This is a genomic window from Mesorhizobium sp. AR07, assembly GCF_024746815.1.
Taxonomy (GTDB): domain Bacteria; phylum Pseudomonadota; class Alphaproteobacteria; order Rhizobiales; family Rhizobiaceae; genus Mesorhizobium.
Genome location: NZ_CP080528.1, coordinates 593339 through 618683, shown reverse-complemented (window position 1 = coordinate 618683; position 25345 = coordinate 593339). Strand labels below are relative to the sequence as shown.

18 protein-coding genes and 9 pseudogenes are annotated in these 25345 nt (G+C 58.4%); 15 read left to right on the top strand and 12 right to left on the bottom strand.

Features of this window, described 5'->3' with window-relative positions; translation table 11 throughout:
- Positions 1-32: 32 nt before the first annotated feature.
- The 4 genes from BPNPMPFG_RS39235 to BPNPMPFG_RS39220 all read right to left on the bottom strand — a co-directional run bounded on the left by BPNPMPFG_RS39235 (position 33) and on the right by BPNPMPFG_RS39220 (position 4043).
- Positions 33-1040, bottom strand: coding sequence for a Gfo/Idh/MocA family protein (locus BPNPMPFG_RS39235; RefSeq protein WP_258598336.1), 1008 nt, complete (start codon positions 1038-1040; stop codon positions 33-35).
- Positions 1041-1450: 410 nt separating this feature from the next.
- On the bottom strand, positions 1451-2026 hold the full coding sequence (locus BPNPMPFG_RS39230) for a hypothetical protein (protein ID WP_258598335.1): 576 nt from the start codon (positions 2024-2026) through the stop codon (positions 1451-1453).
- A 79-nt stretch (positions 2027-2105) separates the two neighbouring features.
- Positions 2106-2990: a ribokinase gene (locus BPNPMPFG_RS39225; protein ID WP_258598333.1), complete on the bottom strand. Its 885-nt coding sequence runs from the start codon at positions 2988-2990 to the stop codon at positions 2106-2108.
- A gap of 120 nt (positions 2991-3110) precedes the next feature.
- Positions 3111-4043 carry a dihydrodipicolinate synthase family protein gene (locus tag BPNPMPFG_RS39220; RefSeq protein ID WP_258598331.1) on the bottom strand — a complete coding sequence of 311 codons (933 nt, stop codon included), beginning with the start codon at positions 4041-4043 and terminating at the stop codon, positions 3111-3113.
- Positions 4044-4125: 82 nt separating this feature from the next.
- Between BPNPMPFG_RS39220 and BPNPMPFG_RS39215 the strand changes: the two genes are divergently transcribed.
- The gene (locus BPNPMPFG_RS39215; protein ID WP_258598330.1) at positions 4126-6099 is read left to right on the top strand and encodes an FG-GAP repeat domain-containing protein; all 1974 of its coding nucleotides are present in this window, start codon (positions 4126-4128) and stop codon (positions 6097-6099) included.
- Positions 6093-6902 carry a shikimate dehydrogenase family protein gene (locus BPNPMPFG_RS39210; RefSeq protein ID WP_258598328.1) on the top strand — a complete coding sequence of 270 codons (810 nt, stop codon included), beginning with the start codon at positions 6093-6095 and terminating at the stop codon, positions 6900-6902. The genes BPNPMPFG_RS39215 and BPNPMPFG_RS39210 overlap by 7 nt, the downstream gene beginning before the upstream one ends.
- Positions 6903-7163: 261 nt before the next feature.
- Here the strand turns inward: BPNPMPFG_RS39210 and BPNPMPFG_RS39205 are convergent, their stop codons facing one another.
- The 3 genes from BPNPMPFG_RS39205 to BPNPMPFG_RS39195 form a co-directional block, all read right to left on the bottom strand.
- The gene (locus tag BPNPMPFG_RS39205; RefSeq protein WP_258598326.1) at positions 7164-8015 is read right to left on the bottom strand and encodes a sugar phosphate isomerase/epimerase family protein; all 852 of its coding nucleotides are present in this window, start codon (positions 8013-8015) and stop codon (positions 7164-7166) included.
- A gap of 67 nt (positions 8016-8082) precedes the next feature.
- The gene (locus BPNPMPFG_RS39200; protein WP_258598325.1) at positions 8083-8928 is read right to left on the bottom strand and encodes an IclR family transcriptional regulator; all 846 of its coding nucleotides are present in this window, start codon (positions 8926-8928) and stop codon (positions 8083-8085) included.
- A 283-nt stretch (positions 8929-9211) separates the two neighbouring features.
- The gene (locus tag BPNPMPFG_RS39195; RefSeq protein ID WP_258598324.1) at positions 9212-9979 is read right to left on the bottom strand and encodes a 2-keto-4-pentenoate hydratase; all 768 of its coding nucleotides are present in this window, start codon (positions 9977-9979) and stop codon (positions 9212-9214) included.
- Between the two features lie 669 nt (positions 9980-10648).
- Here BPNPMPFG_RS39195 and BPNPMPFG_RS39190 point away from each other — a divergent pair.
- From BPNPMPFG_RS39190 to BPNPMPFG_RS39170, 6 genes and pseudogenes are all read left to right on the top strand, one after another.
- Positions 10649-11074, top strand: a complete 426-nt coding sequence (locus tag BPNPMPFG_RS39190) for a hypothetical protein (protein ID WP_258598322.1) — start codon at positions 10649-10651, stop codon at positions 11072-11074.
- A gap of 53 nt (positions 11075-11127) precedes the next feature.
- A pseudogene (locus BPNPMPFG_RS43460) lies at positions 11128-11894 on the top strand (ABC transporter substrate-binding protein).
- 241 nt (positions 11895-12135) lie between these two features.
- The gene (locus BPNPMPFG_RS39185) at positions 12136-12309 is read left to right on the top strand and encodes a hypothetical protein (RefSeq protein ID WP_258598320.1); all 174 of its coding nucleotides are present in this window, start codon (positions 12136-12138) and stop codon (positions 12307-12309) included.
- A gap of 60 nt (positions 12310-12369) precedes the next feature.
- Positions 12370-12721, top strand: a pseudogene (locus BPNPMPFG_RS39180) (transposase); the annotation flags it as partial.
- 112 nt (positions 12722-12833) lie between these two features.
- A pseudogene (locus BPNPMPFG_RS39175) lies at positions 12834-13841 on the top strand (IS110 family RNA-guided transposase); the annotation flags it as partial.
- A gap of 320 nt (positions 13842-14161) precedes the next feature.
- Positions 14162-14638 (top strand): annotated as a pseudogene (locus tag BPNPMPFG_RS39170) (IS5 family transposase); the annotation flags it as partial.
- Between the two features lie 255 nt (positions 14639-14893).
- On the opposite strand, the pseudogene BPNPMPFG_RS39165 reads toward BPNPMPFG_RS39170, so the two are convergent.
- Positions 14894-15460: pseudogene (locus BPNPMPFG_RS39165) on the bottom strand (IS630 family transposase); the annotation flags it as partial.
- Between BPNPMPFG_RS39165 and istB the strand changes: the two are divergent.
- Positions 15400-16097, top strand: a pseudogene (gene istB / locus BPNPMPFG_RS39160) (IS21-like element helper ATPase IstB); the annotation flags it as partial. The pseudogenes BPNPMPFG_RS39165 and istB sit on opposite strands and share 61 nt — an antisense overlap.
- A 720-nt stretch (positions 16098-16817) precedes the next feature.
- On the opposite strand, the gene BPNPMPFG_RS39155 reads toward istB, so the two are convergent.
- From BPNPMPFG_RS39155 to BPNPMPFG_RS39145, 3 genes are all read right to left on the bottom strand, one after another.
- Complete coding sequence (locus tag BPNPMPFG_RS39155; RefSeq protein ID WP_258598319.1) at positions 16818-17648, bottom strand: sugar phosphate isomerase/epimerase family protein; 831 nt, start codon at positions 17646-17648, stop codon at positions 16818-16820.
- Positions 17649-17665: 17 nt separating this feature from the next.
- Positions 17666-19009 (bottom strand): aspartate aminotransferase family protein, encoded by a 1344-nt coding sequence (locus BPNPMPFG_RS39150; RefSeq protein ID WP_258598318.1) that lies wholly within the window; start codon positions 19007-19009, stop codon positions 17666-17668.
- A 161-nt stretch (positions 19010-19170) separates the two neighbouring features.
- Entirely contained in the window at positions 19171-19863 is a 693-nt protein-coding gene (locus BPNPMPFG_RS39145; RefSeq protein WP_258598316.1) for a methyltransferase, read from the bottom strand.
- A 125-nt stretch (positions 19864-19988) separates the two neighbouring features.
- On the opposite strand from BPNPMPFG_RS39145, the pseudogene BPNPMPFG_RS39140 reads away from it, so the two are divergent.
- Both BPNPMPFG_RS39140 and BPNPMPFG_RS39135 read left to right on the top strand, forming a co-directional pair.
- Positions 19989-20319 (top strand): annotated as a pseudogene (locus BPNPMPFG_RS39140) (IS5/IS1182 family transposase); the annotation flags it as partial.
- Positions 20320-20662: 343 nt separating this feature from the next.
- The gene (locus BPNPMPFG_RS39135; RefSeq protein WP_258598283.1) at positions 20663-22021 is read left to right on the top strand and encodes an IS1182 family transposase; all 1359 of its coding nucleotides are present in this window, start codon (positions 20663-20665) and stop codon (positions 22019-22021) included.
- A gap of 169 nt (positions 22022-22190) precedes the next feature.
- On the opposite strand, the pseudogene BPNPMPFG_RS39130 reads toward BPNPMPFG_RS39135, so the two are convergent.
- Positions 22191-22616, bottom strand: a pseudogene (locus BPNPMPFG_RS39130) (IS630 family transposase); the annotation flags it as partial.
- Between the two features lie 59 nt (positions 22617-22675).
- Here BPNPMPFG_RS39130 and BPNPMPFG_RS39125 point away from each other — a divergent pair.
- From BPNPMPFG_RS39125 to BPNPMPFG_RS39110, 4 genes and pseudogenes are all read left to right on the top strand, one after another.
- Positions 22676-23338 (top strand): annotated as a pseudogene (locus tag BPNPMPFG_RS39125) (IS110 family RNA-guided transposase); the annotation flags it as partial.
- On the top strand, positions 23337-23807 hold the full coding sequence (locus BPNPMPFG_RS39120; RefSeq protein WP_495885016.1) for a DUF5372 family protein: 471 nt from the start codon (positions 23337-23339) through the stop codon (positions 23805-23807). The pseudogene BPNPMPFG_RS39125 and the gene BPNPMPFG_RS39120, both read left to right, overlap by 2 nt.
- Positions 23807-24040 (top strand): hypothetical protein, encoded by a 234-nt coding sequence (locus tag BPNPMPFG_RS39115; protein ID WP_258598312.1) that lies wholly within the window; start codon positions 23807-23809, stop codon positions 24038-24040. The genes BPNPMPFG_RS39120 and BPNPMPFG_RS39115 overlap by 1 nt, the downstream gene beginning before the upstream one ends.
- Positions 24037-25311: an IS256 family transposase gene (locus BPNPMPFG_RS39110; RefSeq protein WP_258598310.1), complete on the top strand. Its 1275-nt coding sequence runs from the start codon at positions 24037-24039 to the stop codon at positions 25309-25311. The genes BPNPMPFG_RS39115 and BPNPMPFG_RS39110 overlap by 4 nt, the downstream gene beginning before the upstream one ends.
- Positions 25312-25345 lie beyond the last annotated feature (34 nt).

The following is a 25345-nucleotide window of genomic DNA, read 5'->3' as shown; positions in this document are numbered from 1 at the left end:
GATTGGGAAAACGCACTCCGCATTTCGCGATCTTAGTGCGACAGGTGGATTGTCCGGCCCGCTTCAGATGCCGACCTGTAAGCCGCTTCGACCAGCTCCAGTACGGCTGCTGCGTCCCGGAAATCTGCAACGGCTACGCTGTCGTCCTGCTGTGCCTTGAGCACGTGTTGGACAAAATCGGAGTAGTACAAGTCGGCTTCGAACTCAGCAGGCACAAATTCGTGCTCAATTCCATTCGCTCCGTCCCTGATAACTTCGATCCCCTTGTCAACGGAGCGCAAGAAGCGATTGCCGGCACGAACAGAGAACGTAAACTCACGTTGCTGGCCAGGAGTGCTGGGGAACGTGTACCCACACTCGATTGTCCCGATCGCCCCGGATGCACATTGAAGCGTGACGGTAATGAAATCTTCGATCGATAATTTGTTGATGTGCGATGTGGCAAAAGCCGACACGGCCACGATTTTGCTGCCACTTAAAGTTCGGAACATGTCGACCATGTGTACACCAACGTTGATCAATGGTCCGCCGCCTGCGATGTCGCGCTCCAGCATCCAAGGATTGCCTGCCCGCTGATAGCGGCTTGGCGGTCCGGCAACGAACCTGAAGCTGGCGTGGTCGAGCCTGACTGGAGCCTCGCCACCTTGGATGACCTTCATCGTGTCACTCAGGCGGAAGATAAAAGGTATCGCTACGAATGCTTGCTTATGGGCTGCCTTCTCAGCCAACTGTTGAACATCTGCAGCCCTAATTCCGCAGGGCTTTTCCATTGCGAATGGGATGCCGCGGTCGAGCAGCAGATTGGCTGTTCTCGGCATGTCGATGTGCCTGCCGAAGACGAACGCCAATTCAGGACGCTCGTGCGCAAGAAGCTCTTCGCAGCTTGCAAAGCATGTCGTTTTAAATTTTCGAGCGAGAGCGGGCCCGGTGGTTTCCGTCGGATCGGAGACGCCTACTATTTCGACGCCAGATTTCTCCAACGCATCGAGGTAGAGCGGGACATGCCAATGGGCTGTGTCGACCAATGCAACTTTTTTCACGGGTACTCCTCCTGTCCGAATAGTCGCTTGGCTTGAGGTCTTCACCTCCAAACAGCACGATAATCGAGCGGTCCCTCAAGGGGGCCTGAGCCTGCCTACGTTTTAATAAACGAACATTGTTCTATTTATGCGGTGTCGGCCGTGTTGTCAACGAAGCAGTTCAAGATGGCAGCCGACAAGCCCATTTTGAGGCCCGAGACAAACCGGGCGTGCCGCGAACATTCCCCTTCAGCGAGCTTTTGGTGCCGGTTCTTCCAAGGGCTGGAGAGTCGTCCTCTGGACATTAACCGAACATTGTTCGGGTAAGTACACACGTAGTGTCGATACCGGTGCCAAAAGTGGAGAGCGGGCATTTTGACGGTGTCCCTGCACAGGAAGCCGAAGTTCAGGGTCAAACCGGCCACTGTCGCTCAGGTCCTAAGCAAAGAGGCAAGAAGCGTAAACGAGACCACAGCCAGCCATATGGAAGCAATGCGTTGCGCAATACGCAGGCGAGTTCCTCCCGCTTCGCCTATCTGCGTCAGCGCTCCGGCCAAACCCCATGTGAGGGCTATGGCGGTTGCGGAAAGACCTAATAGTCCTAGTTTCGGGAGGAACTGCGAGTCCACTGGAACGGGCAAGAGGACAAGACCGAAGATCAAGGCCTTGGGATTAAGGACGGTGGTCATATAGACCCGCAGTGCCGTCACCTCGGTCTTTCCCCTTCCCCTAAGTCGCACCTCCCAGAGTTTCACAGCGAGATACATCACCCAGATTGCAGCCGCTACTTTTAACGTGACCCCGGCAGCAGGCCAGCGATCAAACAGCCAACCGCCTAGCGACGCGAGCGGCAAGATCGTCGTAAGGTATCCAAGCAACTCTGAAGGCAGGAGACGCAGCACAGGGCGGAGCCCTTTCTGGGCAGCCGCAAGCGCCATCAATGTGTTCGTCGGACCAGGCGCCAGCAGAAGCGCCAGTACTGCCGAAAGGAACGAAGCATAACTCATGCCGGTCTCCACGTTGCACGCGAGACGTGATTTCCGGGATAACAAATACGGCGCAGGATACCTTTTTGCGACCTTCGCACTAGGCTTGCAGAAGCCATTGATCTGTCTCCGCCGCAAAAGGGATACTCGACTGGCTGCCCCTGCGCGAACATGAGATGCCCGCTGCGGTTACAGCTCGACCGACGGCAGCCTTAAGTGAGAAGCCGCGATCTAATGCTGAGGCAAGGACACCTACGAAGCAGTCGCCGGCCGCTGTGGTGTCGTTGACTTCGACCGGTACTGCAGCAACAGAAATTTTTTCCCCGTCGGCAAAAGCTTCCGCTCCATCGCCACCAAGTGTCCGAAGCACGCCAGTATTCAAGCACCTGGACAAATCTTGAGCCGATGGCTCGCACGCCATCCAACCTGCCAGCGCTTCTGCCTCGTCCTCATTGACGACTATCAAATCGCAGCTCGACAGAGACTTACGATCCAACGGAAATGCGGGTGCGAGGTTGAGAATTGACCTGCCTCCCAGATGTTTAACGCGTCGGATGAGCCGCTCAATCTGCGCCGTGTCATTCTCCATCTGCATGAGGACGGCGGTTGCTTTACAAATGAGGCCATCATCCACCATGTCGGAGCACGCAACAAGATTGGCGCCAGCAGCAACTGCGATCATGTTACGGCCTTGGCCGTCGATTAGGATCGATGCACAACCCGTCGGCTCGGTCACATGAGCTATTCGGCTCACGTCAACTGAGTGGGTCAAGTTCTGCATTGCGATGTCGGCCAACGCATCCTTGGCGACCGCCCCTACCATGACTACCGTGGCGCCGTCGCGCGAAGCAGCGATGGCCTGATTGGCTCCCTTGCCACCTGCTTCGGTCCGAAACTGCTTTGCGAGAAGCGTCTGGCCCGGTTGCGGCATATCCTCTACTGCGAATATGAGATCGGCATTGATAGAACCGAACGTGACGATCATAAGTCCTCTCCTTCAAGGTCTCAAAGGATCGGCGAAGACCGCGGGTTTGCAGAGCATGCCCTCCGGTCCGGCATCGGCTTGCCCAGAACGTCGCCAAAGCACAGCCTGATGCGCCTCCCACTACGAGCGTTCAGCTATCTTTTGTCGGAAGCGTTCTGTCCCTGCATGGATGTGATCAAGCAGACTCATTACTGCCCAGTGGCGCTCAGCTATGTTGTAATCGGTGACCCGCGAATGGGCGCTCGAGAAAGTCCCGAGGCGGGTATGATAAATCTTTGCAAGGCCCGGATAGCCCATTGGCTCGGCCATTGCCGACAGCGCCAGAAATATTTCCAACTCGCGGCGCAAATCGGTCCCGTCACCAGCGTGGCGATACAGCCAGGCATAGAGATCGGGATGGATGTTCGTAAAGACGCCAGCGAAACCCTTGGAGCCCTCGCGCATCGCGGCCGCTGCAATCGCCGCATTGGCATTGACTACGGCAAATCCCGAGTCACCTGACAGCGCAACACGGCGCCGGATCGTTTCAAGGTCGCAAGAGACATCCTTAAGAGTGACGAAACGCCCCGTATCGCGGCATTCTTTGAATTCCTCGTCAGTCAGCAGCCTGCGATAGGGTGCAGGGCATTCGTAAAGTCCTAATGCCAGATCACTTGGCACCCAACTCAAAACCGCATCGAGACCGTGGCGGAAGGCCTCTGTTCCATTATTGCCGGTGTCTAGTCGATTGGTGACAAGCACCAACGCGTCGATACCGGTGTCCGCCATTGCCATCAGTTCGGTGCGCTGGTCGTCGGGGCGATCGCTGATGTGTCCGGACGCTATCACCGGCACGCGTCCGTCGGCCAGCGAGACCACTCTCTTCGATAGCGCAATTCGCTCATCAAGCGTCAGTTTTTGCATTTCGCTTGACTGGCAGACGGCGAAGAGAGCGTCGGCACCATTCTGAATGTACCATTCCACCAGTCGCTCCAGCCCTTCCCAGTCAACGCAATTGTCGGCGGCAAAGGGCGTGAGCATGACCGGTACGATTCCATGGGCTTTTTTTGTCATTGAGGCTCTTTTTCACTAGAGTTGAAATCATATTTCGTTTTAGAATAGCATTCCATTCCTGATCCGGACAAGGAGAAAAAGCGTGAGCGTCAAAAGATGGGAGGACGATGCGATCGTGTGGCACGGCCCAGACTATGGTTCTGAGGCGCTGAGGTATCATCCCCAAGTGACGTCAGCGCCAGTTGCCGGGCGCATCATCAGCTGTGTCGAAGTTGTAGACTGGAGTGGGACAGGCACGCGCGACCTGCTTCTTTCCGTTTGGGACGCTTGTTACGATGGACGCGTATTTCTTCGGCGCCAAATCGGAACGAACCCGGATGGCACGCCAATTCTCGGCGAGGAAGAGCTTATTGAACGCGTCCGAGGATACGTAACTGCCGTGAAGGATGGCGACATTTTTCATCTTGTATCTGCCTCGCGTATGCGTAAGCAGATCTTTGTTTTCCCGAATATCGGCGAGAAAGGGGCGCCGGCATTCGGTGAGCCTCTGCGCCTCGATCTTGAGGCGGAGTGGGTCAAGGGCAACGAATATTTCCACATGGCCCGCTTCCACGATATCGACGGGGACGGCGTCCCTGAGCTGATCGTCGGCAGCGACAATTGGGATGACTACTGGCCAAACGGGCTGGAATGGAATGACGAAGGTTACCGCGGCTATGACGACGCCGAACGTTGGCTCGGCGGACCGCTGCGCGGCTTCCTCTACGTCTTCAAGAACAAGGGCACGTTGAACGACCCGATGCTGGAACGTGGCCGTCCCCTCATCGCGGGTGAAACTCCGTTGGAAGTCTATGGCCAGCTTGCGCCGGCCTTTGGCCGCTTTGGCGGATCGCGCCCCAGCCTGATCGCCGGCGAGTTCTGGAACATCCTGCATATTGCGCGCCAGCGCGAAGACGGAGAATTTGAGCCGACCAGCCTGCTTCGCACTCCCGACGATACGGTCCTTGAGCTCGATCAATGCATCCATCTGCCTTGTGTGATCGACTGGGACGGCGATGGCCGCGAAGACATTCTCGTCGGCGCCGAGGATGGTTACGTCACCTATCTCAAGAACTGTGGCGATGGGGAAGATGGCGTTCCGCGGTTCGAGAAGCGTGGACGCGTGGAAACAACCAAGCCGCTGATCCACGCTGGCGTATTGCCGAGCCCGGCAGCGTATGACTTCAGTGGCGACGGCCATTTCGACCTCGTCGTCGGCAACAGCACCGGCGAGCTTCTGTTCTACCAGAGCCGGGAGGAGAACGGGACGATTTACCTGGATAAGGAGATTATGCTGACGGCTGATGGAAGGCCAATCCGGCTTGCCGCCGGACTTACCGGCTCCATTCAGGGGCCATCGGAAAAGATGTTCGGCTATTCCTGCCCGACGATCGCGGATTGGACGGGCTCCGGACACATGGACCTTCTTGTCAGTGACGTGACCGGCCGTCATCGGCTTTTCCGCAATACGGGCGAGAAGGCGTTGCCGCCGCGCTTTGCCGGGGAAGAATTTCTGACCTACAAGGGCAAGCCTCTGAAGACCGTCTGGCGCGTGCGTCCGGCAGTCGTGGATTGGCTCAAGGACGGCGAGCTTCATTATCTTGCTTTGGATGACGAAGGCGTTTTAAGCGACTGGAAGCGCGTTTCCGATACCGAACTCGTGGACAAGCGCGATGTTCGTTGGGCAAACGGCGACCCGATGCGATTCACCGTCGATGTCGGCGGTGGCCGCGGCCGCGTGAAGCTCTGCTTCTGCGACTGGGAAGGCACCGGACGCACGGACCTGATTTTCGGCACTCATGCTCGTGCCTGTGTTCCCCCGGATCCGAAGACCGGCGCGCCGCGCAACACCACGAAGCAGGCCGGTCTGTTCTATTCACGCAATGTCGGGACGCCTGAAGAGCCGCGCTTTGCCCTGCCGAACCCGTTCAAGTTCCGAGATGAAACCATAGCCATGGCCATGCACGTCGCATCCCCAGAAGCAGTGGACTGGGCCGGTCGTGGTGCCCTCGATCTCATCGTCGGCATCGAAGACGGCAGCATCGTTTGGCTCAAGCGTGAGGAACTCTCATGGTGAACTGCTGCCAGATCAAAGGCACCACGCGATTGATGGGCATAATCGGAGATCCGATCGCGCAGGCGAAAACCCCTGCCACGATCAATGCGATCTTCAGCTCACGTGGCGCCGATATTGCGTGTGTACCACTCCAGGTCCCAGTACCGGAGCTTGGCACGATTTGGGCCGGGTTAAAAGGCATGCCGAACCTCGTAGGATTCGGCATAACTTTGCCCCATAAGCAGACCGCCCTCGAGCTCTGCGATAGCCTCGATCCCCTGGTAAAACGCGTGGGGGCGGTCAATGTCGTGCGGCGTGAGCGGGACGGCAGCTTTCGTGGCTACCAGTTTGACGGGAAAGGTTTCGTTCGCGGACTTCAGGCCAATAGCATCGCGATGGAGAATCGTGATGTTCTGATCCTAGGGGCGGGAGGAGCCGCCGTGGCGATTGCGTTCGCACTGGTGGAAGCGGGGGCGAACAGCATCACAGTCTCCAACCGCACTCTCGAGAAAGCAGAGGCATTGGCGGAGACAGTGAATGCTGAATTCGGGCACACTGTTGCCAGAGCGGGTCCCGCGAAACCCATAGCTGGGCAGCTCGTCATCAACGCTACTTCACTTGGCCTCAAGGAAACCGATGCGTTGCCGCTGGACCCCGACCTCCTGCAACCAGGTATGACGATGGCGGAGGTCATTGCACAGCCAGAGACGACGCGGCTGTTGGCGGAAGCCGAGGCCCGGGGTGTTGCGATCCATTCGGGCATCCACATGATCAGAGGGCAGGTAGGGCTGATCGCCGAACACATCTGCGAGATCTGGGGTTAAATCGGGTCCTGCGTTCAACCGCCGCGCATCTCCTTCGACGCGCGGCAGATACCCATTATTGCAAAGCGCCCAACGCTTCGAGGGTAGCACCACATCCGCATTCACCTGGTTCGAAGCGATGGACCTGCCCGTTCGGCTGTCGGCGGCAAGGTTGATGTACACCCAAGCGCCTATCAGGCGTGGCTTGACTTCTCCGCAAACTTGATTCGACTCTTCAAAGAGCGCATCGGATGAGAGGACCGTTAGGAGTGACCATCAGTCCTAAGGCGACTGGAGCACGACTTGGCGCTGATTAGAGCTTGCTTCCACCACTTTTTCGCCAAAAATACGCCGGCAACGCGCGATGGCGATGTCCATTACTTCTGCCGGATCACGGGCCCACCAATCCGTTGAAAAAATCTCAATCTCTATCGCACCGCGGAACCCTGCTCGCCGCATCATGCCTTCTATCGCTGGCAGGTCAACGATGCCATCTCCCATCATTCCGCGATCGGTCAAGAGATGGCGGGTTGGCAGCAGCCAGTCATTGACGTGAAAGCCAAGAAGCCGCCCAGCTTGGCCAGCGCGCATAATCTCTGCTTCCAGTCGCTCGTCCCACCAAAGATGGTAGACATCCACGACCACGCCGATTCCAGGCCCAAAAGCCTCGCACAGGTCGTTGGCAGACGTTAGACTTGTGATTACGGTGCGGTCGCCGGCAAGCATTGGATGCAAGGCCTCTATAGCGAGCTTGACCCCTATGCGCCTGGCCATTTCCAGTAGCCGGCCGATCTGGTCTTCCGCCCGCCGCCGTGCTGCCGCTAGCCCGCGCTCCCCTTCTGCGAGCCCCCCGGTGAACAGGAATGCATGGTCGGCGCCAAACCGCGCGGCCCTTTCCAGTTCCGCTTCGGCGCGGCCCAAGTACTCCGGCACAAAGGGGCCAATACGATTGTAACCCGAAACTTTCATACCATGATCGCGCAATGCTGCCAGAGCATTTGCTTCCCCAACCTTCGTTATCTCCTCTCCCCAGATGGAAACGGTATCGATGCCTCGCTCAGCGCTCAGCCGCAGAAAGCTCAGCATGTCGGCGCGTTCGCGGACCGTGGCATGATTGAACATGATAGCCGTCATCTGGCAATCTTCAGTTTCTGTGGTCGCCGAACGGTGGAAATGGGCTCGAGCGATGCTGGTTATGCTGTCACGCAGACTGCGTTCTCTTGGCTACTCCCGCTCCTGCTGTGATAGTTAGCGGTGTCATCGCCCGCTGACGGCTTCGAAGCGGCCAGATTTGGCTGAGTTCTGTCGCCGCTCGATTTAGCGCGTCCGCTAATTCTGGCCAGCGATCGGGTGTAATGCGGATAAGAGGGCCCGCGACCGATATCGTGCCAGCAACTGGCGCATGCGGATCAGAACTGGCGCGGAATGGTACGGCGACCGCGGCCGTCCCGGTTTCAGCTTCTTCCAAGGAGGTGGCAAAGCCCCGTTGTCGCGTTTCCTCGAGCCGAACCCGTAACTCGTCGACCGAACGAGCCGAGTTCGGCCCGAGTTTGCGCCTTACTCCAAATCCGCGGGAGTAGACGAGTTCCAGGGCCTCTTCCTCCGGTAATGTGGAAAGCCAAGCCTTTCCGTTAGCAGTTGCATGCAGCACTATTTCCTGCCCCATATCGGGATCGTACCGTAAACCGGTGACGGCACCCTGTGCCCTGGCGACCCAGACCAAGTCACGACCTTCCAAAATAGCAAGACGGCAATATTCCCGTGTTTCCGCAGCCAACCTGGTCAAGACCGATTGGACCACGTCCGGTACGTTGCGGGCATCCAGATTCCGGAAGGCCAGGGTGCTCATTCGCAGCGACAGCGCATATTTCTGGCTGGCGTCGTCTTGGATAACCCACCCGTGGTTCACCAGCGTCGCAATGAGCCTGTGGATCGCGCTGGCAGGCATGTCGAGCCGATCCGCAATATCCGATAATTCCACAGGCTCACGTTCGCCCGCGAGCAGCTCCAACAGCGTCAGACATCTGGATACAGCAGCGACAGTCACTTGGCCTCTCCGTTTTAATCAACATAAATGAGTTGTTTCCAAAATGGAATACGTTTCCATCACAACCCCCCCCGGTCCCGCCGGACGAGTTCGCCTAACAACATCGGCCGGCGGCACAAACTAAACGTGCAGCGACAAGAGACATGCCATTGGCTTAGTGTAATTTAGACTCTGACGTGTCAATCTTAGAGAGGGGGACTATCAAGTAACTAAGCTGCCCCAGATACTGACAACATCTGACACAGCTGCAATTTGACCCAGACATCGTCACGCCCCGCTCTTTTCAGTAATCGTTTTGCGCAGGGGCAACATGGAGAACAGAACTTCCGAAGCCAGCGAAAGTCGCCGCTAAGTTTTGCCCGGCTTCGACTTTGTGTACCCCGGTATAGGAACCGGTCATGATAAATTGACCTGGTTCCAAGATTTTTCCGCGATGAGCGAGATGATTGGCGAGTGCCACAACGACATCAATCGGATCCCCTGCTGGATGTCCAGCGCGCCTTGAGAGGACGGTTACATTATCCACGGTCAACTCGACAGCGATTTCGAGAAGATCATGCTCCTGCCACGAAGGGTTTGCCATCCCTAACACGACACCGCCATTGCCAAGGTTGTCTGCCAACAGGTGCGGCATCGGCGACTGAAACAATTCCACTAACCGGCTGTCTAGCAATTCGAATGCAGCCATGACGCCACCAATGCAGGGTATAACATCTGGTCTCGTATAGCCACTTACCGGTAGCGGCCCGAGCGCAGTGTCGATCACGAAAGCCAGCTCGCACTCCACGCCGTCTTTCATTCGTTGGATTGGCAGTGTCTCGCCCGAGAAAAAAAGATCGCAATCAAAAATAGGGGCGGATAGTACGGAGGAATCGGCTGACAGACTCGCCTTCCAGCCCACCACATTTGCACACAGCAAAGACAGAGTACATGCCTGGATATCATACGCTTCTTTGGTTGAATTCAGGCCGCATAGATTTACCGGATCCGCACTGGAATCGCGCTTTTTGACGATTAGGCGGTTGGCGGCATCGGATAGTCGCTCATTCATGATGGTCTCCTGTATTAAGCTAAGTGGCAAGACTATTCAGCCTCGAAACGAGGGATATTAGTAATCGTCCACTCGTTACGCGAAGAATCTTCGGAGTGTGTGTGCAAGATTAAAACATTGGTTTAGTGTTCGCCCATCCGAGCTTGACAATGATGGTTCGACATTCGCAGCGCCCATCTTTATCACTTCATAAGCGCGCAACGTTGCCGATCGGACGGATGAGCAGGCAACAGCCGCCGCATTTGCCCTGGCGGCCTCAGGCAGGTAACCACGCCCGGTCGAGCGCTGGGATGGTACCGCTACCACCTTCAAATCGCCTGAGATTCTGCCGAACCCCGGGTAGTGCGTGGGACAACCAATCAGCGGCTTGCCCACGCATCCCGAATGGCGTGGATCGCCGCCAGCGCCTCGGACTCGATGCCATCGATATCTGTGAGACGCTCCGGAAGCGGCATGACAGGTCCTCCGCCACGCCAGATTGAGGCGGTTGGTGTCCACTCGCGGACATGCCGAAACGTCCAGCGGTTGAACGGCGATATATCCCACCCCGTCCGCGGAATCATTGGCGCGCCGGGCTTCATCGGATCCGGCTGCCTCATTTACACAAATATGATGTGTAGTCTGGGACGAGACTAAAGAGCGCGGGCTCATCGCAGGCGCCGCACCCCGTTGAATTTGCTGCGCCTGCTGAACCTCAAAGCTATGCTTGTCTCCTTGGTCGCAGTGCATTTGTCCTCGCATTCTTGGAATGATATTCCATTTGTTAACGACCTTCCAAAATTTCGTCAACTGGACGAGGAGGCTGCAGGCCCTTCTTCTCCGCCGCGGGGAGCGCAACAAAGGGACAACTGGGAGGTGAAGTATGTCGATGAAACAGAAAGCTGGTGTATTGCTCATGGCGGTCGGCGCGCTGTTGACAGCGGCGGCGCACCGTCAGGCAATAAAGATGGTACGCTGAAGATCGGGATCGATCATTTCCCGACAAATCTGGACCCGGGCCAGAACCCTTGGCGACAGCAGCAGGCCATCATGCATCTCGTCGCGGGAACGCTGACTAACCAACAGCCAGATGGCAAAAACATTACCATGGGTTAGCCGCTTCGGCCGAAGCTGGTGAGAAGCGATTTGTTGTCAAGCTCAAGCCGAACCTGAAGTTCTCCGACGGGAGCGCGCTTAGCGCGACTGACGTTGTCGCGTCCTTCAAGCACTACATGAGCGATAACAGAAACGGCTATGGCTACACCTTCGCTCCGATCGAGAAGGTGACAGCCACCGACGACCTCACGGTGAAGTTCGAGCTCAAGCGGCCCTACCCCTCGCTACCATTCATCCTCGCACTGCCGTCTTCGGAGATCATTCCTTCGGAGCGCATCGAAGCTAGGGGTTCGAAGGATCTCTACGCGGGTGATCCAACACCGACGGCAGGTCCCTTCCAGGTGCAGTCGTTTGGCCAGGAGCAGATTACGCTGCAGAGGAACCCCAATATGCAGGGGCACAGCCGTCGACGAAGACGGTCATCTTCGAGAAGATCATCGACCCCACCGCACGCCTCGCCCAGGTGCAGGGCGGTGAGATCGACTGGGCTGATGACATTTCGCCAAAACTGATCGGGCAACTCGCCGCGCCAGTCGAGGCCCGTTCGGCCCTGGCTGTCAACGGCCTGGACTTTTTATCGTTGAATAACCGCAATAACAGCCTCCTGAGTGACGTGCGCATCCGGAAGGCAATCGCCGTGGCCACCGCAAGCAGCTCAACGAAGTCGTGTATGCAGGCCTTGAGTCAACCCGCGCTTAGCTTGTGGGCATCCGCCTCCCGATATAGCAAGCCGTTCCTGTCTCCAGATCCGACGTCGCGCGCGCGAAAGAACTGCTCGCTGGAACCAAGTGCGAGAACGGTTGCAGCAAGCTCAAGCTAATTACTAATAGCGCTGGCGTGGGTGACGTCGCGATCGTCGTGCAGCAGAGCCTGAAGGCGATCGGCATCGACGTCGAACGTAACCGCCGAGGGAGCAACGATCAACGACTGGTTGACCCAAAGGCAATTTCGACCTCTGGGCTGGTGGCTCCTTTGACGTCGCCGATTTTCCCGATGGGTATCTCGCATGGACAATCGGACAGGCCAATGAAGCTCTGTACTCAGATTATTCGAGTTCCGAGATGAACCGGCTGATCGAGCAGATCGACGTGACGACGGGATCGGAGCGGGATGCCGCGGTCGCCGCTCTTAACGCCTTGTTCGAGAAGGACCTTCCTTTGGTACCGACCACCAACTCAGTTGTCGTGTCCGCTAGTCGAGTCCCCTCAGTGTCTGTTCCAAAAAGAGGTGAGTGATTTCAGTTGATTCAGTCGGATTTCTGAGATTCGACGGAGATCACGATGGCCTAGACTGAAATCACCCGTCCGCACTATGAGCGGCGCTGCGCCCGTTACAAGCGATCTGACGGATGCGGAATGGGCGCTGATTGTGCCGCACATGCCTCGGCCGAACCGCGTCGGCCGGCCGCGCAAGACGGACCTGCGCGAAGTCGTGAACGCTCTTTTGTACCTGGCCTCCTCGGGCGGCGCGTGGCGGCTTTTGCCGAAGGACTTTCCACCGTTCTCGACGGTGCAGAAGTACTTCTGGCGCTGGCGTGACGAGGGCCTGCTGCGCACCATCAGCAACGAGCTTGTGATGGCGGCACGCGAACGGGAAGGCAGGCAAGCCAGCCCGACGGCCGGTGTCATCGACAGATGGGGTATTCGGCTTGAGCCTCATCGTTTGGCGGTGATGCCATCAAGGTGCGCTTCGAGCTGATGATAAAAACGTGGTCGGTTCCCTGGAACAGCCACAAGCCATCAGGAAGGAGAAGCGCAGCATGAAACATTATGCAGGATTGGACGTCTCGGTGAAAGAGACCGCAATTTGCATCGTCGACGAAACGGGCACGGTGTGCCGCGAGGTGAAGGTGCCGACCCATCCCGAGGATATTGCGCGGGTGCTCAAGGATCCCGCCTGGCGGTTGGAACGCGTCGGGCTTGAAGCCGGACCTTTGTCGCAATGGCTGTTCGAGGGGCTTGCCAAAGCCGGCTTGCCAGTGGTTTGCATTGAGACGCGTCACGTCAACGCATTCCTGAAGGCACAGCCGAACAAGATCGACCGCAATGATGCGCGCGGGATCGCGCAGATGATGCGGGTCAATCTGTTCCGCCCGGTGCATGTCAAGACCCTGACGAGCCAGAAGCGCCGGGCGCTGCTGACGGCGCGCAAGGCTCTTAAAGGACAAGGCGATTGCCATCGAGAACGACATCCGCGGGCTGTTGCGCAACTTCGGTCTCAAGGTTGGCAAGGTCGGTGCGGTCAAGTTTGAGGGGCGGATCCGCGAGCTCACCGAAGGCATGCCCGATCTGGCCGAGATCGTCGAACCGTTGCTCGACGCGCGCCGCAAGCTGCGCCAGAATTATGCCGCCCTGCACCGCAAGCTTCTGGCGATCGTCCGGGATGATGAGGTTTCCCGCCGGCTGATGTCGATCCCCGGTGTCGGCCCCGTCGTGTCGCTGGCCTACACCGCGACGATCGATATCCCCGCCCGCTTCCGCAACTCCAAGGCGGTCGGTCCGATTTTGGGCCTGGCGCCGGCGCTCCATGAATCGGGCGAAAGCCGCCGGGTGGGCGGGATCTCGTTATGCGGCGACGGCATGATGCGAACGTTGCTCTACGAGCCGCGCAGACCCTGCTGACGCGGGTGACGAAATGGTCCTGGCTGAAGGCCTGGGCGATGGACGTCGCCAAGCGGCGCGGCCAGCAGAAAGCCATCGTTGCGCTCGTCCGCCGGCTGGCGGTGATCAATCGCATCTGGAGCGACGGCACACAGTTCCGCTGGACCAGGACGGAAATCATGCCGGTCGCCGGCCGAACAATTGATAAACATCGCCCCCCGATAGACGGGGACGACACGAGCTCCGCCCACCGGTGGAAAAGCTGTCCTTCGCGGGACGAGGATGAGGTGAGTTCGTCGACTGGCTTGGCTCGATTGCCCATCATCGGCAATCAAGGCGCTCGACAGATTGTTCCACCCATTCTTCTGAATCCCCATAGAGGGCAGGGCCAGAGCGCCGATCCCGGAGAGAAGCAAGGCCCCGCGAAAGACGTCCAATGCCGGCAAAGCGAAAAAGAACTAGGAGGCGCTTGACTTCAAACCGCCGAATAGAGAAGCAGTCGGTGAAGACCACCGAAAGCGGCGGAATCCGGGGCTTTGATGCCGGCAAGAAGGTCATGGGCCGCAAGCGCCATATCGTCGTCGAGACGCTCGGCCTGCTGGTCGGGCTCGTCGTCCATGCCGCCGACATTCAGGACCGCGACGGCGCGCCGGCGGTCCTGAAGGCCATCCTCAAACGCTGGCCATGGCTGCATCATGTCTTCGCCGATGGCGGCTATGCCGGGCCGAAGCTGAGCGGCGCGCTGCAAAAGGTAGGAAAGTTCACGCTGGAAATCGTCAAGCGCGCGGACAAGGCCAAAGGCTTCGAGGTCCTACCGCGCCGGTGGGTGGTGGAGCGTACATTCGCCTGGCTCGGCAGGTGCCGAAGGCTGGCAAAGGACTTCGAGCGCACCATCGCCTCCGCCGAAGCTTGGGTCTTCATCGCAAACATCCGAATGCTCACCCGCAGGCTCGCAAGACATTGAAATATCCACGGTCATTTCGATTCAGACACTTAGAGGTCTTCAATATCAGCCCCACCATGTACTTCGATGTTCACTAGTCGTTTAGTTCCTCTTCCGGCTGTGGATTGATGGTCTCTGAGCAAAGGGAGTGGGATGATGTTGGTCGTCCGGGCCACGTTCGTGCGGGCTCTGCAGATCGTGATTGTTGGGCTCTTCGTGACCGTCGGCACCAATCTCCTGGTGCGTCTCGTCCCGGGCGATCCGGCGAGGGCGATGCTAGTGCATTGATTCCAACACTTGGTGCCCACGTCTGACGGCTGCGATGATGTTGTCAGGGTCTGCTTTCCAAATGAACGGCTTTGGCTCTTCGTTGTGCTCTTTGATAGAGCGGTTGATGGCTGCCTGAAGATCAACGACGGAATGAAAGACACCATTTTTCAGTCGTCGCCGTGTGAGCTTTGCGAAGAAGCCCTCGACGGCGTTCAACCAGGAACACGATGTCGGAACGAAGTGGAATGTCCAGCGTGGGTGCCGCGCCAACCAGGCCCGGACCTTCGGCTGTTTGTGCGTCGCATAGTTATCCAGGATGACGTGAACCGCCTTATCCTTCGGCAACTGAGCCTCGATTGCGTTGAGGAAGCGGATGAACTCCTGATGCCGGTGACGCTGCATGTTGCGGCCAATGACGGAGCCGTCGAGAACATTCAGGGCAGCGAAGAGTGTCGTGGTGCCATGGCGCTTGTAATCATGGGTCATCGTGCCGCCGCGGCCCTTCTTCAAAGGAAGTCCTGGCTGCGTCCGATCGAGCGCCTGGATCTGGCTCTTTAAGGACAAGAGAATGGCTTGCCATGCTGCTCGAACGCGAGGCCACCATGCGTCGCCAGAAGCGTTTCGAGGCCCGAGCCAGAGCTGCAAAGCTGCGTCACGATGCACAGATCGAGAATGCCGACTTCCGTGCCGCACGCGGTCTCGACCGCAATCTGTTCATGGCGCTCGCCGGCTGCGACTGGATCAGAAAGCATCACAGTCTTCTCATCACCGGGCCGGCGGGCGTGGGCAAGAGCTGGCTGGCCTGTGCGCTTGGCCACAAAGCTTGCCGAGAGGATTTCTCCGTCGCCTATCACCGCGTTCTCCGGCTGTTTGCAACACTTGCCCTCGCGAGAGGCGACGGACGTTATGGCCGTATCCTCAACAACTCGCCAAAACCGACCTTCTCATTCTTGATGACTGGGGACCGGAAAAACTCAATGATGACCAGCGGCGTGATGTGCTTGAGATCATTGAAGACCGCTACGAACGCCGATCGACAATCGTCACCAGTCAGCTGCCCCTGGATCACTGGTACGAGATCATTGCAAACCCAACTCTGGCCGATGCCATCCTGGACCGCCTCGTTCACAACGCCTATCGCATCGATCTCACCGTTGAAAGCATGCGAAAACAGCGCTCGCCAAGAGCGTCTGAAACAGCCCAAGCTTGACCTGAAACGAAACCCAATCCAAACATCAACGAGACCCAGGATCAGTCCGAAAAATGGCCGGCTTCAAATCGGAACACCGGCCGGAATGAAATCGGAATGACTGGCCGGCTTCGTCGGAATACGCATCCTGGGCATTTTCGGGTTCGCCGGCAGACACAGCCTCGGCGGATTGAGCTGCACAGGAGCGACCCGCCGCCCGGCAACATCGTCATGTGGCGCGGACTGACTCGACTGGCGGACATAGCCCTGGGAATAAGCATGGCCGCCGAACTTGTGGGTAATTGAAAGCCGGTGACGGCCGCCTTGCTGAGGTAGGCTGAAGGCTGCAAGTCCTAGTGCAAGCACTAGGCGGTTGATTTGGCCTCAACCGGGCTCGTGCTCCAGGGCTGCAAGTGGAAGGTTCGCTCCTCACCTCTCCCGCGCGAGTCGATGAGGACGGCGATCTATGACGGGCTGTGCTTCACGGCGATGTCATAGGAAATCAAGACAGCGATCACGCGCGGAACCCTCTTTGGCGGCTTTCACTGTGACCACACTCAGCTACCTGGTCCCTCTTGGCACCATATGGCGCCACGGATCATCGCCGCAAAGCGGCGGGCCAAGTCAGCCGCGATCGAAAGTTCCGGAGTATGGGTGAAAAGATCAATAACGTCGATTTTTATGCCCTCTGAGTGCCACTTCAACCGCTCGGCGCCGACCTTCCGCAACACTGATCTTGTTCTAAGCACCATCCGAAGACAAGTGCTCAACGAACGTTTCGAATGATCTGCGCGCGCGCAACGCTCTCTCTTGAGCCGATATTCCTTGAAGTCGTAACCGCTCGGCCGGGATCTCAAGGGCAAGCGGAACTGCGGGCGGACGCCTGCTCATGATCTCAGCTAACGGGAATTCTCCTTCTCCGATAAACATGCGGTCGAAGCGTGCTTCCTTTACAAGACATTCGGGGCTAGCATGCCTGGGGCCATCGCTGAGTTGGATTTGCGAAATCATTGCAGCTGGTACACGCTGCAGATCTCCAGGGCCACCACCTGATCGCAACAAGTGGAGGACGTCGACGACGATCTTGTCGTTAGGAGAACCTGCCTCGGTAAGGACTTGCACGGCATCTTGCAAGTCCTTGATTCCCGAAAAGACCATGAACTCAATTTCGAGACCGAGGCCAAGCCGACTTGCGCTGGCGCTCAGAGCACCAAAGTTATCTAGCATTCGTGAATGAACATTATCAAAGGCAACGACAAGAACGCACCGGGCACCAAGCTTAGCTGCAGCCCCTAGTATAGGCATGTAGGTGACAATATCCGTGTCGGGCGCAAGGACCAGGGCTTCGATACTTAACACGAGAACGCCGCTTTCCCTCGATACGAGCAGCGCTTTCTGGACTGCCTCATCAAGTTCCCGGGTCGATAAATTTTCTGCCCCGGGTCGCGGCGAATGCAACCGTATACTGGCGTATTGGAACCCTGTTTCAGCAGCTATAGCGATCGCGTCTTCCGGTGGCACCTCTTGCACCGTCAAATGCGCAAGAGTGAGGGGAACCTTGTCAGCGATCATCCGGCGACCAGCCCCCATCACCTGCCAACCGCCAATTCTGAGAGCGAAGCGTCAACTGATTCACCCAACAGTCCGACTATTGTGTCGAGGTCCTTGTCACCGGCAATGAGCGGGGGACAAACGACGATGTGATCGCCGTTAACCCCGTCGACAGTTCCTCCGAGCGCATGCGTGATCAGCCCCCTTGCCAGGGCCTCTCGATAGATCAGCGGACTTAGGCTACGCTCGGCCGGAAAGGGAGCTTTTGTCTCACGGTCCTGCACTAGTTCGAGCGTCATCAACAGCCCTCGGCCTCTAATATCGCCAACATTCGGATGTTGCTCGAAACGGTCTTTCAGGGCAGATGCAAGCAGCTTGCCCTTCACTTCCACATTCTCTAGGAATCCGTCCGCGCGCAGGACCTTTTGAACAGCAATTGCAGCGGCGCAGGCGGTGGCATGGCCAGAATAGGTGTACCCGCCTTTGAAGGTACCGGAACCCGACACAATGGCGTCATAGATTTTCTGATGCACTAAAGTCGCGCCAATCGGCTGATAGCCGGCAGCGATACCCTTGGCGACGGCCAGAAGGTCAGGTGCTATACCGTCCTGCTCGCAAGCATGCAGCGTGCCTGTCCGCCCCAATCCACAAAACACTTCGTCCAATACAAGAAGAACGCCATATTTGTCGCATATCTCTCGGATTCGCCGAAAGTATCCTGTTACCGGCGGAACCGCGCCAGCTGTCGTTCCCGTGACAGTCTCGGCGACGAAGGCCATGACGGTCTCCGGGCCAAGCCCGAGAATAGTCTGCTCCAGCTCGTCAGCTACGCGTAAACCATATTGTTCGGCTGTCTCCGACAACAACCGGCCGCGATACTCGTAGCAAGGCGCGATGTGGAATACGTTTGGAAGAATGTCTTGGAACGGCGCGCGACGCGCGATCTGATAGCCGACCCCCAGCGTTGTTATGCTTGCGCCGTGATAGCTGCTGCGCCGAGCGATTACCTTTCGCCGTTCGGGTTGATCGTTTTCAACGAAGTATTGACGGGCCATCAACAGTGCTGTTTCGACCGCCTCTGAGCCGCCGTTGACAAAAAAAACCTTGGTTAGGCCCTCAGGCGCGTTGGTCGCGAGGATAGCACCAAGCTCTTCAAGGGGTTCGGATGTGAACATGGCCGCATGAAAATACGCCAAACTGCTAATCTGGCTCTGCACGGCCTTGATCACCGCCGGATGACTATGGCCAAGGCACGAGACGCAGGCGCCGCCAGCATAGCCGTCGAGATACCGATTCCCATCCTTGTCAATTATGTACATCCCATCACCCGCCACTGCCACTGGCATAGTGCGCGCCGGGAGCCTATGGAATACGCTGGTCATAAGTTTTCCTCCGAGTTTGCGAGCGAAGCAAAACTGGAAACCCATTCCATTTTGCGGCGTCTACCGATCTCTCACATTCGCTTGGCGACGCTTCACCAGAACGACGTTTTATAATCTGCCTGAGGCCTCGAGGTAGAGAACCGGACATGATAGACTATCCGTTATCGTTCGCCGGGAAGCGGCCAAACCTCATATAAGTGGAGATTGATCATGCCATCAGATGTAATTTTTTTCTTAGCTATTAATTTATGCGGAAGATCTAAGCTTTCTAACTTATCCGTGATCGTGGATTCGCTTCGAGATACGTTGTACCCAAGTATCATCGTTCCATTGGGTGTCAGATAATTTTGCGACTCGCGGAGGAACCTGTTAAGTACAGAGCCACCCGGATCGAAGCTGCTGTGCTCGATCATACTGGAGAATGCAAAGTCGTCTGGGACGTGTGTTGCTGGCAAATGGAATATAACCTGGTCAAATTGTGACGTTGGATCAACGTTCTTATAGAGGTCGCTTTGGACGCCGGTTATATTCGTAATACCGTTCCGGTTTGCGTTAGCCAGTGTGTTGGCGATAGCGTGTGGATTAATATCAGTAGCAAGTACGTGCGAAGCGCCATTCTTCGCCAAGAACAAAGCAGTGAGGCCGCATCCGCACCCGATCTCAAGGACACTTTTTCCAACCGCCGGCGGTACATTTTCTGTTACCCAACGACCAGTAACGTTGTCGTTGTCGTCCCAAAATACGTCCTTGTGGACCTCCAAATCAAGTCCAAGGCAATGGGCATACTTAGGAAAAGTGGACAACTGACTTTCTTTCAGACGCTTCCTTACATATGATATCCTATCCGTATTCATACGAGATCCTCCTGTCCTCTATTTAGGAAGACTATAGTCGACGCGTGCGATGTGCAGTGTGAATTGTTCATGTAATTTTTTTGCAGCGATATGAAAAACACCGCCCGGCCTTGTCCAGTCTAGAAAGTGCAGTCCTGGCGCAGCCCAAGGTGAAGAAGCTCCTTTCCACGGATTATATCTCGATCGACGGAACACTGGTCGGGGCCTGGGCGTCGATGAAGAGCGTCAAGCCGAAGGACGGTTCGGGCGAAGATGGCTAATGCGAGTCGCCCGCTCAGGACGGCGGGCGTAACGCGGTAGCGGACTTCCACGGCCGATGCCAGGCTCATGGCCTGCTGGTAGATGCCTGCCTGACGCTGGCCGACGGGTATGCCGAGCGAGTGGCCGCACTGCATATGATCGAACCCTGCGCCGACCTGCCGCAGGCGATCACGCTCGGCGCCGACAAGGCCATAGCCGCTATGCCGGTCGTGCGCCCGTCGACCGCCGCACGGCGTCCGCTGGTGTTCTACGCCACATATGGCGTCACCCTCATCGAACGCAGCTCATTGATGATTTCCTCCGGATCATAGGCCGTCAGCCAACGCATCCGCAAGCGCATCGAGGAAGGCGTTCGGCTGACCGAAACGTGTTCCTGAAGCCAGGGCAGATAGCGCATCGTCCAGTTTTTCTCCCGTGGATAGGTGCGGCCGTGCTTCAGCATGACGGCAGTCCCTAGCAGCCTGTCGGACTTAGCGCACCGGAGGGATATCGACTAGAATCAAGCGATTGATTCTCCAGCCAGATGTCCGGTTGTGCGATGAGCAACTTTCGAATGGTCGATCGTACGAGCGGGTTTCTTCTGCCGCCCTCGGTGGATGAATGGCTTCCCGAGCGGCACCTTGCGCGTTTTGTCGTGGAGGTTGTCGAAGGGCTGGACCTGCGGGCGATGAGCGGCAGCTATCGCGGGTCGGGTTCGGCGTCGTATCACCCGAAGGTTCTGCTTGCTGTTGTGGTTTATGGCTATGCGACGGGAGTTTTTTCGAGCCGCAAGCTTGAACGGGCGACGTATGACTCGGTGGCCTTCCGGTTTATCGCGGCGAACGATCATCCTGACCACGATACGATAGCGGCGTTCCGGCGGCGTTTTCTCAAGGAGATCGAAGGTCTGTTTGTGCAGGTGCTGCTGCTGGCGCGCGAGATGGGCGTTCTGAAGATGGGCACGGTTGGGCTTGACGGGACGAAGCTGCACGCCAATGCCAGCCGGCACAGCGCGCTTTCGTATGAGCATGCGGGCAAGATCGAAGCACAGCTGAAGGCCGAGGTGGCCGAACTGATGGCGAAGGCCGAAGCTGCCGATCAGGCCGACCTTCCCGATGGCTTTTCGATCCCCGAAGAACTTGCGTTGCGGGAAGAGCGGTTAGGCAAGCTTGCCGAGGCGCGCGCCAAGATCGAGGCGCGGGCCAAAGAGCGCCACGCCCGTGAGCAGGCCGAGTATGAGGCAAAACTTGCGGCGCGGCAGGAAAAGGAAAAGCGCACGGGCAAGAAGCCCGGCGGCAAGCCGCCGTCCCCACCTGCATCGGGCCCTTCGCCCACCGACCAGATCAATCTGACTGACGAGGATTCGCGCATCATGCCGGTGGCCGGCGGCGGGTTCGAGCAATGCTACAATGCGCAGGCCGTCGTCGCTGAAGGCAGCCTGCTGGTGGTCGCGGCGGAGGTGGTGCAGGCGGCCAACGACAAACAGCAGCTTGCGCCGATGGTCTACAAGATCACGGCCTTGCCGGACGAGGTGGGACGGCCCGATACGCTGTTGGCCGACAGCGGCTACTTCAGCGCTGCCAATGTCGATGCCTGCGCGAACGCCGGCATCGAGCCGCTGATCGCCACGGGCCGGCAGGCGCATTACCCGCCGCTCAGCGAGCGGCTTGCCGAGCCACCGCCGCCGCCGGAAAATCCGACGCCTGTCGAGGCCATGGCCCACCGCCTGAAGACACCCGAAGGCAAAAGGCTCTATGCGTTGCGCAAGCAGACACCGGAGCCGGTGTTCGGCATCATCAAATCCGTTCTGGGCTTCCGGCAGTTCTCGATGCGCGGCCACAAAAAGGCTTGCGGCGAATGGAACCTCGTGACCATGACCTGGAACATCAAGCGCATGTTCGCCCTGATGCCAGCCTGATGGGGGCGTCATCAAAGCCTGAAGACCGCCAAAGCGTCCACCGGTCAAAAATCGCCGACCAAAGCCTCTCTCGGACCGGCTCCTGGCCATTCACAGGTCTCGACCAGCCAGAGCCACTCTGCCTTCGATTGAAGACATCAGTCCGACAGGCTGCTAGAGCAGATTCGACTTACTCCGGGTCATACCCGGCTGCCTCGAAGTAGTTTCGGCATTCGGCCGGTTTGAAGGCGTCGAGGCAGTCGGCGATGACGGACCAGAGTTGATCGATGGAGCGGGCGGCTGCTTTTCTGAGTAGGGCTTTGAGCTTCGAGACCGCCATCTCGATGGGATTGAAGTCGGGCGAATATGGCGGCAGCAACAGAAGCCGTGCGCCGGTCCTTTGGATGGCCTCGCGAACGCCGGTGATCTTGTGAGCCGGCAGGTTGTCCATGACGACGATGTCGCCGGGAGAAAGTTCAGGCGCGAGCACCTGTTCGGCATAGGCCAGGAAGGCGGCGCCGTTCATCGGCCCGTCGAGCAGCATCGGTGCGGTCAGGCCGTTCAGCCGCAGTCCAGCGGTGAAGGTCGTGGTCTTCCAATGATGGGATGGACGCCCCCCTGACGGCATCGATGTGCCAGAGTGGTGGCGTTGAGAACCACCGAAGGGAGACGTCCATGACACAAGTTAGCACCATTGGCCTGGATCTGGCCAAGAACATCTTCCAAGCCCATGGCGCAGATGCCGCCGGCACCGTTGTGTTCCGCAGGAAGCTGCGGCGCGAACAGGTGCTGGCCTTCTTCGCTGCGCAGCCGCCATGCCTTGTGGCGATGGAGGCATGCCCAGGCGCTCATTATTGGGGTCGTGAGATCGGCACGCTCGGCCATACCGTCAGGCTGATCGCACCGGCTTACGTGAAGCCTTTCGTCAAGCGTCAGAAGAACGATGCCGCCGATGCCGAAGCGATCTGCGAGGCCGCGCAACGGCCTACGATGCGCTTCGTGGCGGTGAAGAGCCAGGAGAAGCAGGCCTCGGCTGTGATCTTCCGAACCCGCGACGTGCTCGTCGGCCAGCGCACTCAGCTCATCAACGCGATCCGCGGGCATATGTCCGAGTTCGGCCTGATTGCGCCGCAAGGCCCCTCGCATGTCGAGCGGCTCATCACGCAGGTTGAGGATCCTACCTCGAGCGTGCCGGAGGCCGCTCGCTGTTGCCTTGCCATGCTCGTCGAAGCGCTACGCCGCTTGCAGGATCAGGTTAGGTCGCTGGACGCGGAGATTGCGAAGCGGGCCAAAGCTGACGAAACGGCCCATCGGCTAATGAGCGTGCCTGGCATTGGTGCAACAACTTCATAATGCCCGCTATCAGTCGGGTGAGGCGATTATCCGATATCGATTTCATCCCCGTTACGGGGAAGCGGTTATTGTTGCCGGGCGCAATCGCAATGGTGACGAGGTCGTTCTGATCATCCGCCAGCTTGACGGCACCCTGGTGCAGTTGCCGATCTGGATGACGGAGGATCGTGCGGAGGTGATGATGGTGACGGAGAGTCCCCGTCTGTCGCTGACGTATCTGCGCGAACTTCGTCTTGAGCTCGATGCCTGTCTAACCTTGCTTCGCGACGATTCCCGTTGCGAAGGAGGAGACAAGCATGAAGCATCGTCAATCCTGTCACCGCCAACTCGATCTCTTTGTGCCCAAGACCCCGCCGGCACCGATAGCACCGGCCGAGCGGACGAAGCTATTGCCACTGGTGAGCGCGCTGCTGTCGGAAGCACGCGGCGCAGCCGCAGCGACGGAGGCCGGTGATGAAGATCACGTCTGACCACCTGGCGCGCGGCGCCTACATCTACATCCGCCAATCGACCGTCGACCAGCTTGCCAACAATCATGAGAGCCGGCGACGTCAATATGGCCTTGCTGACCGTGCCCGTGCTCTTGGGGATGTCCCGGTCATTGTTGAAATTCTGAAGGGGCGGCGTTGCTCGCCTCGAGCCTGTAGGCTCGGGGTGTCGATTCCACTGAGGAGAGCAACGCCATGAAAAGGAATATCACATTGCCGACGGCTGCGGCGAGCGGAGCTTTGGAAGAAGCGTTCGCCGACGTTCAGGAGAGCTTCGAGAGGCTCTGCCTTGCGGCCGGAATGGAGGCGCTGGGCGCGATGATGGAGGCGGACGTCGAAGCAGCCTGCGGCCCGCGCCACGGCCGGGTTGAAGAGCGCGAGGCGCACCGCTGGGGCTCGACGCGCGGCCGGATCGGGTTTCACGGCGGCAAGGTCGCGGTCGAGCGTCCGCGGATCCGGACCGTCGATGGGCGGGAGATGGCACTGCCGAGCTGGGATCGCGCGATGTCGGAGGACTGGCTCGGCCGCTGGGCGATGAACCTGATGCTGATCAACGTCTCGACGCGGCGGTTCGGACGGGCGGTGCGACTTCCGGAAGGCGATGTGCCGGCGGGTCATGGCAGCGGCGTGTCGAAATCGGCTGCGTCGCGACGCTTCGTGGCCTTGTCGACGGAGAAGCTCGACGTCTTCATGAGCGCGGATCTGTCTGATCTCGACCTCCTGGTCATCCAGATCGACGGGCTGCATGTGAGCGACGATCTCGTGCTCGTCGCCGCGATCGGCATTGACGGCAAAGGCGGCAAGCATCCTCTCGCGCTGGTCGAGGGCGCGACCGAGAACGCCGCCACCGTTCAGGCGCTTCTGGACAATCTCGTAGAACGTGGGCTCGATCCGGCGGTAGCGCGGTTGTTCATCGTCGACGGCGCCAAGGCGCTGTCCAAGGCGATCCGCGCGACTTTCGGCAAGGACAGCCTGATCCAGCGCTGCCAGATTCACAAGGCGCGCAACATCATGGATAGGCTGCCCAAGCAGCTTCACGCCTCGACGCGCCGGGTGCTGCGCCAAGCCTGGGAGCTCGACGACGCCGGCAAGGCCGAGAAGCTCATCCGAAACCTCGCGCGTCGGCTCGACCAGGATCGGCCAGGCGTCGCGGCCAGCATCCTGGAAGGACTGGACGAGATCCTCACCGTCGTCCGGCTGAAGCTGCCCGTGCAGCTTCGCCGCTCGCTCGCCTGCACCAACATTGCCGAGAACATGATGGGCACGATCCGCCGCGTCACGCGCAACGTGAAGCGCTGGCGCAATAGCAAGATGGCCCTCAGATGGGTCGCAGCCGGCATGATCGAGGCCACCAAGGGCTTCCGCAAGCTCAAGGCTCACAAGCAGTTGCCGGTCCTGGGCGCTGCGCTGATCGCCCATCAGCAGCGCCTCGCCGCAAAGCCCGTTGCTCCGGCATCGAGGGCTGCCTAACATGATATCGCGCAACGTCGCTCAGTCGAAGTTC

What these genes read in the sequence shown, in the direction of transcription:
- BPNPMPFG_RS39220 (WP_258598331.1), bottom strand. Translation starts at nt 4,043, where the DNA reads ATGACAAAAAAAGCCCATGGAATCGTACCGGTCATGCTCACGCCCTTT.
- BPNPMPFG_RS39230 (WP_258598335.1), bottom strand. Translation starts at nt 2,026, where the DNA reads ATGAGTTATGCTTCGTTCCTTTCGGCAGTACTGGCGCTTCTGCTGGCG.
- BPNPMPFG_RS39185 (WP_258598320.1), top strand. Translation starts at nt 12,136, where the DNA reads ATGAACCGGCTGATCGAGCAGATCGACGTGACGACGGGATCGGAGCGG.
- BPNPMPFG_RS39225 (WP_258598333.1), bottom strand. Translation starts at nt 2,990, where the DNA reads ATGATCGTCACGTTCGGTTCTATCAATGCCGATCTCATATTCGCAGTA.
- BPNPMPFG_RS39110 (WP_258598310.1), top strand. Translation starts at nt 24,037, where the DNA reads ATGAAAAGGAATATCACATTGCCGACGGCTGCGGCGAGCGGAGCTTTG.
- BPNPMPFG_RS39155 (WP_258598319.1), bottom strand. Translation starts at nt 17,648, where the DNA reads ATGATCGCTGACAAGGTTCCCCTCACTCTTGCGCATTTGACGGTGCAA.
- BPNPMPFG_RS39115 (WP_258598312.1), top strand. Translation starts at nt 23,807, where the DNA reads ATGAAGATCACGTCTGACCACCTGGCGCGCGGCGCCTACATCTACATC.
- BPNPMPFG_RS39195 (WP_258598324.1), bottom strand. Translation starts at nt 9,979, where the DNA reads ATGAATGAGCGACTATCCGATGCCGCCAACCGCCTAATCGTCAAAAAG.
- BPNPMPFG_RS39135 (WP_258598283.1), top strand. Translation starts at nt 20,663, where the DNA reads ATGAGCAACTTTCGAATGGTCGATCGTACGAGCGGGTTTCTTCTGCCG.
- BPNPMPFG_RS39210 (WP_258598328.1), top strand. Translation starts at nt 6,093, where the DNA reads ATGGTGAACTGCTGCCAGATCAAAGGCACCACGCGATTGATGGGCATA.
- BPNPMPFG_RS39150 (WP_258598318.1), bottom strand. Translation starts at nt 19,009, where the DNA reads ATGACCAGCGTATTCCATAGGCTCCCGGCGCGCACTATGCCAGTGGCA.
- BPNPMPFG_RS39145 (WP_258598316.1), bottom strand. Translation starts at nt 19,863, where the DNA reads ATGAATACGGATAGGATATCATATGTAAGGAAGCGTCTGAAAGAAAGT.
- BPNPMPFG_RS39205 (WP_258598326.1), bottom strand. Translation starts at nt 8,015, where the DNA reads ATGACGGCTATCATGTTCAATCATGCCACGGTCCGCGAACGCGCCGAC.